This window comes from Pseudomonas rossensis (assembly GCF_039888995.1).
GTDB lineage: Bacteria > Pseudomonadota > Gammaproteobacteria > Pseudomonadales > Pseudomonadaceae > Aquipseudomonas > Aquipseudomonas rossensis.
This window is the reverse complement of the sequence record NZ_JBBWCB010000012.1, coordinates 1-15,177: the sequence shown is the minus strand read 5'-3', so window position 1 is coordinate 15,177 and position 15,177 is coordinate 1. Positions and strand designations below refer to the sequence as shown.

15 protein-coding genes and 1 pseudogene are annotated in these 15,177 nt (G+C 58.2%); 5 read left to right on the top strand and 11 right to left on the bottom strand.

The genetic code is table 11. The annotated features are described in order from the left end of the window. Positions 1–8: 8 nt before the first annotated feature. Positions 9–1,103: a PLP-dependent cysteine synthase family protein gene (locus WLY71_RS05655; protein ID WP_347802813.1), complete on the bottom strand. Its 1,095-nt coding sequence runs from the start codon at positions 1,101–1,103 to the stop codon at positions 9–11. Between the two features lie 239 nt (positions 1,104–1,342). On the opposite strand from WLY71_RS05655, the gene nhaA reads away from it, so the two are divergent. Together nhaA and WLY71_RS05645 are read left to right on the top strand one after the other, a co-directional pair. Next, the gene (gene nhaA, locus WLY71_RS05650) at positions 1,343–2,530 is read left to right on the top strand and encodes a Na+/H+ antiporter NhaA (protein ID WP_347802812.1); all 1,188 of its coding nucleotides are present in this window, start codon (positions 1,343–1,345) and stop codon (positions 2,528–2,530) included. A gap of 228 nt (positions 2,531–2,758) precedes the next feature. Next, entirely contained in the window at positions 2,759–2,992 is a 234-nt protein-coding gene (locus WLY71_RS05645) for a pyocin S6 family toxin immunity protein (RefSeq protein WP_347802811.1), read from the top strand. A gap of 628 nt (positions 2,993–3,620) precedes the next feature. Here the strand turns inward: WLY71_RS05645 and WLY71_RS05640 are convergent. Then, positions 3,621–3,901, bottom strand: a pseudogene (locus WLY71_RS05640) (transposase domain-containing protein); the annotation flags it as partial. Between the two features lie 118 nt (positions 3,902–4,019). Continuing rightward, a complete protein-coding gene (locus tag WLY71_RS05635) occupies positions 4,020–4,988 on the bottom strand; it encodes a GlxA family transcriptional regulator (protein WP_347802810.1) in 969 nt (322 codons plus the stop codon). 87 nt (positions 4,989–5,075) lie between these two features. Here WLY71_RS05635 and WLY71_RS05630 point away from each other — a divergent pair, with 87 nt between their 5' ends. Then, the gene (locus WLY71_RS05630) at positions 5,076–5,861 is read left to right on the top strand and encodes an MBL fold metallo-hydrolase (RefSeq protein WP_347802809.1); all 786 of its coding nucleotides are present in this window, start codon (positions 5,076–5,078) and stop codon (positions 5,859–5,861) included. A gap of 66 nt (positions 5,862–5,927) precedes the next feature. Here the strand turns inward: WLY71_RS05630 and WLY71_RS05625 are convergent, their stop codons facing one another. From WLY71_RS05625 to WLY71_RS05615, 3 genes are read right to left on the bottom strand one after another with little or no spacing between them, the layout of a single operon-like run. Next, entirely contained in the window at positions 5,928–6,752 is an 825-nt protein-coding gene (locus WLY71_RS05625; RefSeq protein ID WP_347802808.1) for a DUF3618 domain-containing protein, read from the bottom strand. Further along, the gene (locus tag WLY71_RS05620) at positions 6,749–7,180 is read right to left on the bottom strand and encodes a phage holin family protein (protein ID WP_347802807.1); all 432 of its coding nucleotides are present in this window, start codon (positions 7,178–7,180) and stop codon (positions 6,749–6,751) included. The genes WLY71_RS05625 and WLY71_RS05620 overlap by 4 nt, the downstream gene beginning before the upstream one ends. Then, the gene (locus tag WLY71_RS05615) at positions 7,180–7,830 is read right to left on the bottom strand and encodes a hypothetical protein (RefSeq protein ID WP_347802806.1); all 651 of its coding nucleotides are present in this window, start codon (positions 7,828–7,830) and stop codon (positions 7,180–7,182) included. The genes WLY71_RS05620 and WLY71_RS05615 overlap by 1 nt, the downstream gene beginning before the upstream one ends. 398 nt (positions 7,831–8,228) lie before the next feature. Between WLY71_RS05615 and WLY71_RS31275 the strand changes: the two genes are divergently transcribed. Beyond that, positions 8,229–8,483, top strand: coding sequence for a DUF1652 domain-containing protein (locus WLY71_RS31275; protein ID WP_425589913.1), 255 nt, complete (start codon positions 8,229–8,231; stop codon positions 8,481–8,483). A gap of 30 nt (positions 8,484–8,513) precedes the next feature. Here the strand turns inward: WLY71_RS31275 and WLY71_RS05610 are convergent, their stop codons facing one another. Continuing rightward, positions 8,514–8,978: an outer membrane lipoprotein gene (locus WLY71_RS05610; RefSeq protein WP_017336812.1), complete on the bottom strand. Its 465-nt coding sequence runs from the start codon at positions 8,976–8,978 to the stop codon at positions 8,514–8,516. A 169-nt stretch (positions 8,979–9,147) separates the two neighbouring features. Here WLY71_RS05610 and WLY71_RS05605 point away from each other — a divergent pair, with 169 nt between their 5' ends. Further along, entirely contained in the window at positions 9,148–9,384 is a 237-nt protein-coding gene (locus tag WLY71_RS05605; RefSeq protein ID WP_347802805.1) for a hypothetical protein, read from the top strand. Between the two features lie 5 nt (positions 9,385–9,389). Here WLY71_RS05605 and pdxH read toward each other — a convergent pair whose 3' ends face one another. The 4 genes from pdxH to WLY71_RS05585 all read right to left on the bottom strand — a co-directional run bounded on the left by pdxH (position 9,390) and on the right by WLY71_RS05585 (position 15,089). Continuing rightward, a complete protein-coding gene (gene pdxH, locus WLY71_RS05600; protein ID WP_347802804.1) occupies positions 9,390–10,037 on the bottom strand; it encodes a pyridoxamine 5'-phosphate oxidase in 648 nt (215 codons plus the stop codon). Between the two features lie 24 nt (positions 10,038–10,061). Beyond that, complete coding sequence (locus WLY71_RS05595) at positions 10,062–11,180, bottom strand: OmpA family protein (RefSeq protein WP_347802803.1); 1,119 nt, start codon at positions 11,178–11,180, stop codon at positions 10,062–10,064. A gap of 113 nt (positions 11,181–11,293) precedes the next feature. Beyond that, a complete protein-coding gene (locus WLY71_RS05590; RefSeq protein WP_347802802.1) occupies positions 11,294–12,439 on the bottom strand; it encodes a serine hydrolase domain-containing protein in 1,146 nt (381 codons plus the stop codon). Between the two features lie 139 nt (positions 12,440–12,578). Next, a complete protein-coding gene (locus WLY71_RS05585) occupies positions 12,579–15,089 on the bottom strand; it encodes a beta-galactosidase (RefSeq protein ID WP_347802801.1) in 2,511 nt (836 codons plus the stop codon). Positions 15,090–15,177 lie beyond the last annotated feature (88 nt).

The window sequence follows — 15,177 nt, the reverse complement described above, 5'->3', positions numbered from 1 at the left end:
TGCTGTTGTCAGATATTGGCGCGTAGAACGGTGGCCGGCAGCGGCTCACCGCGCTCGACACTCCCCGCCACGGCATCCATCAAACCACTCAACTCATACCCTTGGGCCTTGAGCCAAGCCTGATCGTAATAGGTCGTGGCATAGCGCTCGCCGCCATCACACAGAATCGCCACGATTGACCCCGACTCCCCCGCCGCCGCCATCTGCTGGGCCGCCATCAAGGCGCCGATCAGGTTGGTCCCGCTCGACCCGCCGACCCGACGTCCCAAACGCTGCGCCAGGTAATGCATGGCCGCCAGAGACAACGCGTCCGGCACTTTGACCATCGCATCGATCACTTTGGGCAGGAACGACGCTTCCACCCGAGGCCGACCAATGCCTTCAATCCGCGAACCGCAATCCAGGCGCAGACTGGCGTCGCCGGTCTGGTAGTAATCGAAGAACACCGAGCGCTCGGCATCGGCGCAGAGCACGCGGGTGCAATGCTGGCGGTAACGCACGTAACGGCCCAGCGTCGCGGTGGTGCCGCCGGTGCCGGGGCTGGAGATCAGCCAGCTCGGCTCGGGGTGCAGCTCGAAACGCATTTGCTGGAAGATCGACTCGGCGATGTTGTTGTTCGCCCGCCAGTCGGTAGCGCGCTCGGCATAGGTGAACTGGTCGATGAAATGCCCATCGTGTTCGCGAGCCAACCGCTCGGATTCGGCGTAGATCTGCGTCGGATCATCGACCAAATGGCTCTTGCCGCCGTAGAAAGCGATCTGCGCGATCTTCTCTTTGGACGTGCTCGCCGGCATCACCGCAATAAACGGCAAGCCCAGCAAACTGGCGAAGTACGCCTCGGAAATCGCCGTCGAACCGCTGGACGCTTCAATCACCGGCGCACCGGGTTTGAGCCAGCCATTACACAGCGCATACAGAAACAGCGAACGCGCCAACCGGTGCTTCAGGCTGCCGGTGGGATGGCTGGACTCATCCTTGAAATACAACTCGATGCCCGGAAAACCCGGCAGCGGCAAGGGAATCAGGTGGGTGTCGGCGCTGCGCTGGAAGTCGGCTTCGATGATCCGGATGGCTTCGCGGGCCCACTGTCGATGGTCGCTCATGGTGTTTTTCTCGTTGAGTCGGCCTTGTTGCAAGGCTCAGCTAACAAGCTTAGGAAAAAACCTACATCACGCACAGGTACAGCTGAGGTTCAATACGCCCGACAACTGCTAGGCTCAGGTCCCTGCTGATCGTTCACGCTGTAACGGTATATAACAAAAAAGAATATAACTTTTGTTTTAACAACTAACGGTACGGGTTAGGGTGTGCCACCTTTTGAATTCATCGATGGAGAGCGACCTTGCCTCTGCGTAGCACTTTCACGCGTTTCTTCCAGTTGGAAGCTGCCAGCGGTCTGTTATTGATCGCCGCCGCTGCTCTGGCTTTGATCATCAACAATTCCCCGCTGTCGTGGCTTTACAGCAGCTTTCTGGACACGCCGGTAGTGGCGCAGGTCGGCGCGTTGCAGATCGCCAAACCGGCGCTGCTGTGGATCAACGACGGCCTGATGGCCCTGTTCTTCCTGCTGATCGGGCTGGAAGTGAAGCGCGAAGTCCTTGACGGTCAACTGTCGAAACCGTCGCAAATCGTCCTGCCCGGCGCAGCGGCGATTGGCGGCATGGTGGTTCCGGCGCTGGTCTACTGGTTTCTGAACCGCGAGGACCCGGCAGCCCTGAGCGGCTGGGCCATCCCGATGGCCACCGACATCGCCTTCGCCCTCGGCGTACTGGCCTTGCTGGGTAAGCGGGTACCGGTGTCGCTGAAGCTTTTCCTGATGACTTTGGCGATTATTGACGACCTCGGCGCAATCATCGTCATTGCGATCTTCTACTCGGGTACGCTCTCGACCCTTTCGCTGACTCTGGCCGCGACGTGCATCGTGGCACTGATCGCGATGAACCGCCTCGGGGTGGTCAAGCTCGGGCCGTACATGATCATCGGCCTGATCCTTTGGGTTTGCGTGCTCAAGAGCGGCGTCCACGCGACACTGGCCGGTGTGACCCTAGCCTTCTGCATTCCCCTGCGCACGAAAAACGCCGAACCTTCGCCGCTGCTGACCCTCGAACACGCCCTGCATCCATGGGTGGCCTACGGCATCCTGCCGCTGTTCGCCTTCGCCAACGCAGGCCTGTCCCTGAGCGGCGTGACCGTCGAAAGTTTCACCCACCACGTGCCGATGGGCATCGCGGTCGGCCTGCTGCTGGGCAAGACCCTCGGCGTCTTCGGCCTGACCTGGCTGGCGGTGAAAATCGGCATTGCCGCCCTGCCCCAAGGCGCCAACTGGGGCCAGGTATTGGGCGTGGCAATCCTCTGCGGCATCGGCTTCACCATGAGCCTGTTTGTCGGCTCCCTGGCCTTCGTGCCCGGCGCCAGTGAATACGCCGGGATGGATCGGATGGGGATTTTGACCGGCTCGATACTGGCGGCATTGATTGGTTATACGGTGACGGCGGCGGCGAGTCGCAAGAGCACTGCGCTGCAATCCTGATAAACAGAGACAACTCTTAGAGTCATTCAAGACTCGTCCTACAGCCACGATCAGCCTCGTTCGTTAACGTCGCACAGCCCCTTCTTTGGGGGCTGTCGACGTACGAACGCAAGGAAGATCAGTGGCTGGCAATAAGGACATTCACCGGGTTCAGAACCCACCGTCAGGCGACGGACATCACGTCACTCACCGCTTCATGACGGAAGAACCGCGATTGGGAGATGGTTGATGTCGTGCAGTTCAGCTTGCGCGGTAGTCTTTGAAGATAGCTCGCTGAAATATGAGCTTGATGTAGATACTGCCTTTAACGACCAGATTGTGCAGCTCCTCGGCCATAAAAGCCTAAACGAAATGGCAAGCGGAGAATGGCTATTAACAGCTGAGCAAGCCCAGCAAATTGGTGCTTTGATCAATCAACCCATCCCCCGAGACCTTGAAATATTCATCGGAGTTGAGGCGTAGCTCCACGGGCACCGAGACCACTAAGGCGAGTTCGACGAGCCCTGGAAAATTCGATCAACTTTGCAAACGACTGATTCGTGGTCTGAGAAAGTATGCTCAACAACAGGACCTACTGAATTACCAACACTATCGAACTCTCCCAGCAATTTTGAAGTCTAGTCCTACAGCCACGATTGACCTCGTTCGTTAACGTCGCACAGCTCCTTTTTTGGACCTTCGACGGACGAACACGCGGAAAAAACGCAGGCGCTGGAAGGATTCAAGGAAAGTAGAGAAATGAAACGCTTCATAGAGGTCTTCGACAAACAGATCGAGAAGCTACTCCTGAGTGCGCAGATCCCCGACAACCGTCTTGACGAACTAAGAGAACTGATGAACTGATGAACTGATGAACTGGCTACAGCATGACGACGAATTCGACGGCTACGACCTGTCTCCAGAGCAAGTGAAGATACTGGAAGGATGGACCGGTAGAACCTGGCAGGATGTAAACCACCTCGTACAACTGGTATGCACGGAATAACCCACGTCTACCAAATTCACCAAGGTTCTGCGCGGGTGCCTATCAGGATTTGATACGCATCAGACGCCAGATAAAAGAAGCGTCCGGGCATCCCGTATTGCCCAACTAAATCGGTTGCCATCGATGCGGCAGAAGCTCGTCGATTTCATTGGCCCGCTGCGTCGGCAATCGAACCAGCACATCTTCTAAATAAGTATACGGATCATGCCCGTTGAGCTTAGCCAACTAGATCAAACTCATGTTCGCTGCGGCCCTTTTGCCGCTGCGCAGGGAGCCCGCCAACAATCAGTTTGAGCGTCCGATTGCCCAGGGCCGGTTCTATGTCCTATGTCCTCCACCCATTTATTATCAATGCGCACTGCCCCGTCATCGAGATAGCGCGACATGAGCCACTACCCGATCAGCCTCTTCTGATTAGGGTCTTCCATTGCGGACTGCACTCAACAGCGCTCCCATCTGGCATGTTATGGGTAACTTTTATGCGCCATGTACTTCAGAAATGCCCTAGTAACAGCCAAATTTCTGTCGGTACTCTACAGGCGTAAGACCGGTCAATTCCTTGAACATACGTCGCATATTTGAGTCGCTGCTAAATCCGAGTTCTACACTGATTGTGCTGACAGGTACTGAGGTAAGAGCAATGCGTTCACTGACTTGGTTCAGCTTGACACGCCGGGCATAAGATCCCACTGCAAGGCCAGTTTCCTCTCTTACCTTACGAGCGAGTGTACGTTCAGACATTCCGAGCTTTCCCGCCAATACCTTCACCGTGATCTGTTCAGCCGGCATCTGCTCAATCAGAGCATGCAGCTTTCGCAGGAGCTTGCCGGACTGCTCTATCAGGCTCATGGCCTGGAAGGCGGTGTGAGAGAGTGCGGGACGAGGGAGCACCATCAACTTGATTAAGTCGCGAAAGACTTCGGGACTGACATTCCGCTCTATCAGCGTCTGGGCAATAGGCAGATAGCCGTTTACGCCCGAAGCGGTGGAGGTTCGCTCATTGAAGACGCAGTTCTGCTCGCTCCGCCAGTGCACCTTCTTGTAGCGCTGTACCATCGCTTCAGCGAGCCACCAAGTCACCGTCGCCGGCTGGTCTCTCAACTGGCCGCTGGCAGCCAGCAGACAAACTCCCGTGCAGTAACTCCAAAGCTGACATCGCCTGGAATGGCTCGACAGGGACGCCACTAAGTTTGCATGGTTAGCCAGAGTCTTTTCCACCTGCTCTGCGGATTCCGCCCAGAAACCTGGCACGAGGATGGCGTCTAACTCGCTATTGGCGAGGGTGTACTTCGCTTGCAATGTTACGTCATTAGCACATTCCACTGGCCCTGCCTGCAGTGCCACATAGCAGGTTTCAAAAATCTCGCGCCCCGTGCGCCGGTTAGTGGCGTGCAGTAGATCGGCGAAGGAGAGCAGACCTGCGGGCATGCACTGGGGATACAAAAGGAGGCCAACTCGTAAGGTTTTAGACATGGCTTAAATTGAATCAATTATGACTAATTCTGCCATTATGGCCGCAGAATCAGGCGTGCACAATGAAGCCACTCCCTAAGAGGCTTCATGATGAAAATTCGGCAAATACGCAACGCTACGATAATTCTCGAATTCGGCCTCACCCGTATCCTCGTCGATCCTATGCTCGCGCCGAAAGGTGCGCTTCCACCTCTACGCTTGTTCGGCGCCAGATTGCGAAACCCGTTGGTTGACTTGCCTGAGTCAGCTGCCAACGCCCTTGAATCGGTGACGCATTGCCTGATCACGCATTGTCAGAAGGGGCACTTTGATCACCTGGATCGGGCAGCGACGCGCTGGCTGAGGGAAAAGCAGATTCCAGTGATCTGTACCCCCCGCGATGCTCCATATCTGGCCAAGCGTGGCTTAAACATCCGACCGCTTACGAACGACCACGAGCAGGGTATCCCCTTCCTTGGCGGCACGATTCACACGGTCAAATGTACCCATGGAGAAGGCTTTATTGGCAAATTGATGGAGCATGGTGTCGGTTACTTCATTGAGATGCCGGGGGAACCCAGTATCTACCTGAGTGGCGATACGATTCTTTCACCTGCTGTACGGGAGTTCGTTTTACGCCATCAGCCCCAAGTTAGCGTAGTGCCAGCCGGTGGTGCACAGTTCGATATCGGTGGCGAAATCATCATGGGAATTGAAGAGGTTGTTGAGTTCACAAGAATTTCCAAAGGTACAGTTGTAGCGAACCATTTAGAGGCGGTGGGTCATTGCCCGGTATCCCGTACTGATCTTTCAGCGGCAGCAATTCGTGCAAATATCGAATCGAGACTGCGTATTCCCGCAGATGGCGAAACCTTAGAGCTGACTAGGTGTTAATACTGTTTCCCTACCGGAGAGCAGCGGGAGGTCACTGTTGAACCTCCCGCCTTTCATGCAACCCCGTTATGACGTACCCATTCCTCGAGACAGATCGGCGGACGTATCGGATGCTGCTCGGTGCTCCCCTTCCGGTTTCACGGCCACGTCCGAGTGATCAGTCGTTTTTGTCACCGTATCGCGTACCGCTTCAAAGCCTTCCCGTGCCTGTTGTTTTACCTTGTCGGCCAGGCCTGCGCTGGTTTTGCCCATATAGCGTTGCTCAGTCGCTGACGAAGGGAATGCCGCCCCCAACATGGCCCCTAACGCGATACCCGCAGCGGCAACCATCAGGGGCTGCTCCTTCAGCAACTGGCTGAATTGATTGCTCATCACGTGTGTACTGCGCACTAAACGGTCGCTGGCGTCATGAACGGCATGGCTGATGTTTTCGGTGGCAACCCCCAAGTTGTCACCAAGGTTCGCCGCTTTGCCTTTAACGGTTTGGAAGCCCTCCTTAAGCGTGTCCGCAGTCTGGTGCAAATGGTCACGGGCGCTGTCGATACCATCAGCAAGGCCATCGGCCCATTCCCCTACTTTGTCCTGATCCGGGCCCACGCGATAACCTGGGTGAGCGGATGGTGGACGGTTCTGGCTCATCATCAACCACAGCAAACCAACCGACGTCAGCACCGCAGGAACGGGATTATTACGAACGCTGGTTCCCAAGTTGGTCAGGAACGTCGTGCCGTTGCTCTGCATGAAGGACAACGCCTGATCGAACACCTGACCCGGCGTGAATTTGCTTTCCAGGGCATCAACGATGTTGCCTATGCTTGCCCGCTGCGCGTCTATTTCACGTTCGATGGCCTCGGGGCTTTTCTGCGACTCGGTTTCGAATTCACTGTTCATGAGACTTTCCTCCGCAGCGCTTCCTGGTCTTTATTCAAGGCATCCAGCGTGCGATCAGGCTTAAAGTGGGACGGCTCGAACTGTTTTTTCCCAGACTGCAACATGGCGAACCCTACGATCATCACCACCGCACCGACAATCAGCGCTGCCAACCACGGTGCCATCACCGTGCTGAGGCCATAGACGGCGGACATCAACAAAATGATGAACCCCGCCAGCAGCACAATCGCACCACCCGCGACACCGGCAATGCCTGCCTTGAGTGTCGTGAGACTGGCTTGAAACTCAGCTTTGGCCAAAGCGAGCTCCTTGGTGAACAGCGCGGGTACTTCGCGGGACAGCTGCCGTAACAACCCGACGACCGAAGCGTCAGAATCAGGCGCGAGCACCGGTCTTACCTCCGGCAAATCTTGATCTTCTCTGTTCATCACAGCGCTCCTTTGAAGGATGTAGAACCGGGTGTCGAGTTTGTCGCGACGTCCGAAGGATGGTCTTGCTCATTTGGCGAAGCCGGGGTGATGCCAGTGGCCAGACCGGGGCTTTGATCGGTGCGAGATGGAACGGAGGTTTCATAGGGTCGTTGAGCGCCAAAACCACCTGATGGAGGCATTGAGTTACCTGCTGCCGGGTCGCTAGAGTCGGTGAAGGTCGCCGCAGGGGTGCTACCGGCCTTCAGAAAGCGCGATAGGCCAAAACCCAGTGCAATGCTGCCAGCAATGAACAGTGTCGGGTTGTTACGAGCCAGGTCGGCGCCGTCATGGAGCAATTGTTCGGCACTTTTTCCACGCAGGTTCCCGGCTAGGCCGCTCATGGATTCCGCCATCTCAGCGAGGTAGTCGGACATGCCGAGCGCGTCTTTGCTTTCAAGTTCGGAAACGACGGATTTCGCTCCCTTTGCCAACGCCTCAATCTGGTCTGCTGCCTTATCTCGGTATTCACCGAACTGCGCGTCAGCCTGCTGTCTGGCGCCGCCAAGCGCCTCAGTTACGTTTTCTTTCAAGTGTTCGAAGTTCTGCTCTGACCCTGATGAGTCGGTTTTATCTGCCTGACTCCCAGTGGTGCTGTCTGTAGTATTCATGTCGTCCCTCGCCTTCTGAATGAAAAAGCGTTATCAGGGTTCGCCACGAAGTACCCGTAGCCCCCCTCATTCCAGATGACGGAGCAGCGTTATGGAGAGTTCCAACGGAATGATGAGTGATGCTCTCAGTCCGTCGCTTGGATGGCGGTGGACTCACTTACCTGCACCAGCTACGAGGAAAGAAGAGGTAACGGCTTAGGCGTTTCGCGGGCAATGCATGGTGAACCGTGGCTCGAGCGCGAAAGGGTCTAAGGATTAGGGACGTAAAGGTCTACTATCGGGGGCGAGCCCCTAGCCAATGAATTAGGTTAACCCTATCAAACGCGTACTTCCACGACGCTTCCTCAAGATCCTTCAGACAAAAGTCATTTGGCTGGCTCCCGTCGAGACGACCAAGCATGCTGTCGACTTTAGAAATACGCCATTTAGTAGAGCAAAGTTTTCTACCAATTCGTTGTGAATGCACTGTCGATCCGGGAACGGTATTGACGGTAAGATTTTTCCACGCCCACATGCAAACACGATTATGGAACTGGTCAGCGACCCATTCAGAGCCGATTTGGTGTGCTACATGGGACTTTGTCGAGATTAACTATATTGAATCAGACAAAACTGAAAGCTACATACATAAAAAACCCCGACCAGTCACCTGATCGGGGTTTTGCTTTACTACCCGTTCCCGCTTAATGCGAAACGCGGCTAGTACCATCCACAGTAGCAATCCGCACCCGCTCACCAACACGGAACACTTCATTCTCCTGAACCTGTTGCACGTAGGCGCGCATGCTGCCGTCGTCTTCGCGAACGGTGATTTCCACGCCTTGGGCGCGGGTCAGGCCTTCTTCTGTGGCCGAGCCGATCAGGCCGCCAGCAACGGCGCCGATAACTGCAGCAACGATGCTGCCACGACCGCCACCGATAGCGCTGCCGCCAACACCACCCACCGCCGCACCGGCTAGGCCGCCGATTGGGGTTTTGGTGCCTTCGATTTTCACCGGACGCAGGGATTCGATGGTGCCCATGCGAACGGTCTGCACGCGACGCGCTTCGTCACGGGAGTAGGAGTCACCGGTCAGGCTGGACTGGCAACCAGTGAGCAACATCGCCATCGTGGAAAAAGAAGCAACCAGCAGAACAGACTTACGCATAGCATCAACTCCAAAGGACAGGTATTCATTAAACTCCGCAGCTTGACGCCTGTCACGTCATCGCCCGGATAAAATTGGTTTGATTCAGGCCCGGTACAGGCGCCTCCACGAACTCACCACACAGTAACGGCAAATTCCGGAATCTGCGCCGCCGCCTCCAAGGATTGTCATGGATTACTTCATCATTGTCGTCACTACCGTTGCCGGATTGTATTTCCACTGGTGGCTATACGTGCGGATCAAACGCTGGATGGACCGCGATCTGGCATTGGCACTGGCGGGTAAAGACGAGCAGAAAAAGGCTTTCATGCTCCAGCAACTGGCGAACGCTCAAGCGCAGAGGATCAAGCGTCGAGACCTGCCACAGTGGCTGGAAGCCGCTGCGGCAGGCTATCTTGATCGGTAGACTGTTTAGGGTGCCAGACGTTCAAGAATCCAGTTAGCGCCCTGCAAACGGTAGTTGAGGCGATCGTGCAGGCGGCTCGGACGGCCTTGCCAGAACTCGATGCGCTCCGGTAACAAACGATAACCGCCCCAGTGCTCAGGGCAATGAGGTTGCGTGTCGCTGAAACGTTGCTCGGTGTTCTTGAGCAGCGCTTCCAGCTCGGCACGATCGGCGATCACCCGGCTCTGGGGCGAAGCCCAGGCACCGAGGCGACTGCCCAGCGGCCGGACCTGGAAATAGGCGTCGGACTCCTCGGGCGTAACCTTCACCACCCGCCCTTCGATGCGCACCTGGCGCTCAAGGGCCGGCCAGAAAAAGGTCATGGCCGCGAACGGGTTCGCGGCCAGATGCTGGCCCTTGGCGCTGTCGTAGTTGGTGAAGAAGGTGAAACCCTGCTCGTCCAGCCCCTTGAGCAGCAGAATGCGGCAATGCGGCCGACCGTCCTGATCGACGGTGGCCAGGGTCATGGCGTTGGCTTCCACCGGCACCTGCTCGGTTTTCACCGCATCGGCGAACCACTGATGGAACAGCGCGAATGGCTCGGCCGGGGCTTGTGCCTCGGTCAGGCCATCACGGGTGTAGTCGCGACGCATATCAGCCAGGCCCTGGGTCATGGCGCATTCCTTTTGGTTAACGAATCACTTTTTTACAGTATCGGCGGCGGCAGCGTCTTTTTTCGTGTCGGCAGCGGCTTTGGCCGGAGCAGTCTTCTTCGCCGGAGTCGCAGTTTTAGCCGGCGCTTTCTTTGCAGCGGCTTTCTTGGCCGGGGCCTTTTTCGCGGCAGGCACAGCGGCTTTCTTCGCAGCAGGCGCAGGGGTGACCGGTTTGACCACTGGCTTGACGTCCTGAGCAACGACCACCTTCACTGGCGCCGGGGCTGGCATGTTGTACTTGCTCAGCAACGCGACCATGGTGTTTTGCGGGGTCACCAGCAGTTCGACGCGACGGTTCAAGGCGCGGCCTTCATTGCTGTCGTTGGCAGCACGCGGAGCTTCACCACCCATACCGCGCAGCATCAGGCGATCACGCTGCAGACCGCTGAGGCGGAAAATCGCTGCCACGGCCTGGGCACGCTCCTGGCTCAGTTTCACGTTGGCCGGTGCGGCGCCCGACGTATCACTGTGGCCGAGCACCAGCACGGCAGTCTTTGGATCAACTTCAAGGATTTTCGCGACGCGAGTGAACGGGCCGAGGGTCACCGGCAGCAGCATTGCCGGACGGTCAGGGTTGAACGAGCCTTCTACCGGCGCGGTCACCACCAATACGTTTTCACGGCGCTCGAGTTGCAGGTTGCTGCCCTTGATCGCTTCGCGCAGGCGCGGTTCGTAGTCGTCGAGCCAGGCCTGGGTGACTTTCGGATCAGGCATCGGCACGGCTTTGGCGGTGCTTTGCTCTTTACCACCGAACGGCCACCACCATTTGCCACCTGCATCGGCCTCAGCCTTGGCCACAGCGGCAGGTTTGGCTTCAGGTTTTACCTCTGGTTTTACTTCTGGCTTGGCCGGGGTCTTGTCGGCGGCATCATCGGAGCCGAACGGCCAGTACCAGGGGCTGGAGCTTTCAGTCTTGGCTACCGGAGCCGTCGCGGCAGGCTTCAGGGGTGCTGGGGCCGAAGCCGGAGCCGGGTTTTTAGCGGCGACTTTGTCGGAGGAACCGAACGGCCACCAGCTGCTGCCATCCGAGTCATTTTGTGGAGTTTGTGCGCAACCGGTAATAGCGAAGCACAGGACCAAAGCGAGAGTTTTATTGGAAGACATTGGATATCCACAAAATGAAGTAATGAAAAATCAGGCCGGATTGACCCGGAAAAACAGACGCTTGGAAACCATAAAGGCCTTGGGGTTCCGGCCCTGGAACCCCTGAGCGCGTTTTACAGACAAGTGGCCAGTGCCCGCACAAGCTTTTGTGCGCGCGGATCCATCAAGACGTACGGCCCTAAGGTATTTGTCACAAAGCCGAAGGCCACATCGTGTTCCGGGTCAGCAAAACCGATGGAACCGCCGGCACCCGGATGGCCGAACGCACGAGGGCCGAGGCCGTAGGTGGCGTTGGGGACGTCCGGTTGGTCGAGCATGCAACCCAGCCCGAAACGGGTCCGGGTCAGTAAAGTCTTGTCCTCGCCGAGGCTGTGCTCGCGCGTCATTTCGTCGAGCATTTCGCTTTCCAGCAAGCTGCCATCGAGCAGACCGGCATAGAACCCGGCCAGGCTGCGGGCATTGCCGTGGCCATTGGCGGCCGGCTGCTGCATGCGTCGCCACTCGGGTTTGTTGGTGCTCGTCATGATCGACGGCGGGTTAGTGAACGCCCTCGTGGTCATGGCCGCCGGCTCGCGCATCGTCACTTGCAGCAAACGCTGGGCGGCGGCGTCGCCGACATTGCCCTTGCCACGGGCGATGTGCGCCACGCGATGAAACTCCTGGTCCGCCAGGCCGACGTGGAAATCCAGCCCCAAAGGCTTCGCGACCCGCGCCACGATGGACTCACCCGGACCGCGACCGTCGGCACGACGCAGCAACTCGCCGACCAGCCAGCCGTAGGTGATCGCGGCATAACCGTGGCCTTGACCGGGCGTCCACCAAGGCGTTTCAGCCGCCAGGGCGTCAACCATGGTTTGCCAGTCGTAAAGGGCTTCCGGGGCCAACAGCTCACGCAGCGCCGGCAGACCGGCCTGATGGCAGAGCAATTGACGCAGGGTCACGGACTCTTTGCCGGCGGCGGCGAACTCGGGCCAGTAGCGAGCAACCGGGGCATCCAGTTGCAGTTTGCCTTCGGCCACCAGTTGCAGGGCGGTCACCGCGGTAAAGGTCTTGGTGCAGGAAAACAGGTTGGCGATGGTGTCGCTGTGCCAGGCTTCGGTGCCGTCCTTGTCAGCGCTGCCGGCCCAAAGGTCGACCACGGTTTCACCGCCAATCTGGATGCACAACGCTGCGCCACGTTCCTGAGGATCGTCGAACAGCGCCGCGAAAGCCTCACGCACCGCTTCAAACTTCAGCTCGTAAAAACCCTGAATCTGCACCCGCAACTCCTCTGGATAAACGCTCTACAAAGTGGCCGCATTGTTCCAGCCATTGACAGTTTTGGGAACAGGGCCGGGCCGGGCGGTCGCCATCCCGCCCGGGTGAAACACTCAAAAAATCTTACGTGCCTGTCAGCACTCAGTGGCCATTGCCGGAATGCCCACCCGCATGGCCAGCGCCCTGCCCTGCGCCTTTGCCAGCCTCGCCTTTTCTGCCGCCCTCAGCTTCATGACCGGCGTTATCCGCCTCAGCCTTGGCCTTCTCGGCTTCTTTACCGAGCTGATCGACGGTCTGCAAATTACTCTTGCGAACGCTGTCGACGAACCCCTGGAACGGCAGATCGGTGATACCCACCAGACCAAAATGACCGTTCTCGCCATCCAGCAGACGACCGGTCACCGGTTGGTCAAGGTATTGGAACCAGTGCACGCCGACGATCGACGGTTCGCTCATCGCCTGTTTGAGGAAATTGGCGTAAGCGGACCCACGGTCTTCTTCCTTCGCCAATTGCGTCACGCCGCCCCAGAACGGGCCGCGATCCGCGGAGCCGAAGTTGAACTCGGTGATCAGCACCGGTTTGTCCAGACTGCGCAGCGTGGCGAAGTCGTAACCGTCCTGCGGTTGCAGGGTGTACATGTTGAAGCTCAGCACGTCGCAATACTGGGCGCAGGACTCAACCGCTTCCGGGGTGCTGATGGCAAACCGGCCACCCAGCAACAGCTGATTCGGCGCGTGCCATTTGAGCGAGTCGGAGAGGGTCTTGAAGTACGTGTCGGCGAAAACCTTCTGGAAGTATTTGAAGTCGGCTTCGATTTCCGGGTGTTCGGCGCTTGGCAGCGGCGGCACGAAGCCCGGGTCTTCCATCAATTCCCAGGCCGGCAAATCAATACCCCAGGCTTTGGAAAGGCCCGCCTGATTGCGGTACTTGTCCCGCAATTGCTTGAGGAATGCGCGCTTGGCCGGCACGTCGGTGGTCATTTTCAAGGTGCCGTAGGCCAAGGCGTAACGGGCTTTCGGGTCGTCGCCGGGACCGGCCCAGGCCAATTCGTTGTCGGCAAAGTAGCCGATCAGCCATGGATCGTCGCGATGGTCGCGCGCGGCGATGGCCACGGCACGTTCGGTGGCCATGGCGAATCGTGGGTCGAACGGATCGGGCATGCCGCCCCACCAGTCGTTGCCGGTGCTGATGCTGGCGTAATCGCCGACGATCGACAGCGGCAAGGTGTACGGCACGCGATCAGCGTTGGCCAGCGCGGAGGCACTCCAGTTGCCGATAGTGTTGAAGCCCCAGGCTTGCAGGCGATCAAGGGTGTGGCTGGCCCAGCGCTGTTCATCAACCACCGCTTTGCAGGGTTCGGCAGGTGTTTGCTCAGCTGCTTTCGCGGCGGTCGCTTCAACGGCGCCGGTCTTGGCGGCTTCGGCGACACCGGATTCGGCCGTCGAAGGAACGACAGGTTGCTCAGCAGCCTTCTCCACCGTTGCCGCAACCGCGTCAGCCTTGGCCGCTTCGGCGACACCGGCCTTGGTGTCGCTGGTCACCACACACGGCGGACCATACAGACGCTGCAAGTTGGCGCCATAGAAGTCGTACCAGCGACCGGCATTGTAGCCTCGACCCTGATCGGCGCCGTTGCCACCACGGCTATCGCCTTCGCCATAATGGCTGGCCAGCGGTTCGTCGGGTTTGGGCAGCGATTCAAACATCCACTCGCGGCCGGCGACGTAGGTCTGGTCGACGTCCGGGGTGACGGTGTTGACCCCTAGCGAATAGAACGGATGCCCTTCCGGCGTCACCAGGTACCAGCGACCGTCGCGTTTTTCGGTGCGGAAAAAGCCGCTGGCCTTGAATGCCGGGCCTTTGTTCCAGCCACCGAACTTGTCCAGTGACGACTTCTCGCGCTCGGCCAGCCAGGTTTTCAGTTGCTGATGTTCCTTGGCTGCGACGCTTTTCAGCTGCTCGTCGCTGCTGACTTTCTCTGGCCATTTGGCCCGGGTCGACTGGCCGTAAGCGTCTACAAGGCCGCCAAAAGCCGCTTGGGTAACCGCATCGCTGTCCTGCACGCCAAAGCGTTCCAGCAGGATGCTCTGGGCGACTTTCGGCTGATCCATCGACAAGGTCACCGACACTACCTGGCTGCGCTCCAGCTCACCGGCGCTGCTGGCCAGCAATACGCGCTGCCCCTCAAAAGTGATCGGCATCGGCGGGCCGGCTTTCAGGCCAAGGCTCAATGGCGTAAAGGGCTGCAGCGGCACCAATAAGGTTTGCGCAGGGCCGGCCGGCAAGTCGACGCGGCTGACCAGCGTCTTGCCATCATTGCTCTGGATTTTCACGTACAGGGTCACAGCCCAGTTCATTGCGCTCTGAATCCGCAAACTCATGAAGCCCGACTGGGACCAGTCCCAGGCGCCCGTCTGCGGGGTCAGACGCAAGGTCGGTTGTGCCACCGGGTTGAACGTCACCCGACGCAGCACTTCGCCTTCGGCCGTTTGCTCGGCGTTGGATTGCGGCAGGCTGGCGTCCTGGGTCGCCACCTGGACCACATCGGCGGGGCGCACAAAGTTGAACAGCGTCTGTTGGCCGGCAGGGGCTGCCAGCAAAGGGGCTGCGAACATCAGAGCGAATACAGCGGGCAACGAACGGCGAATCATGAGAACGAAATTCTCCCTAACGACCAACAATGGCCAGTGGAAAAGCGATGGCAGAGAGATAGACAACGCGGTGGGCAAATTTGCCCAC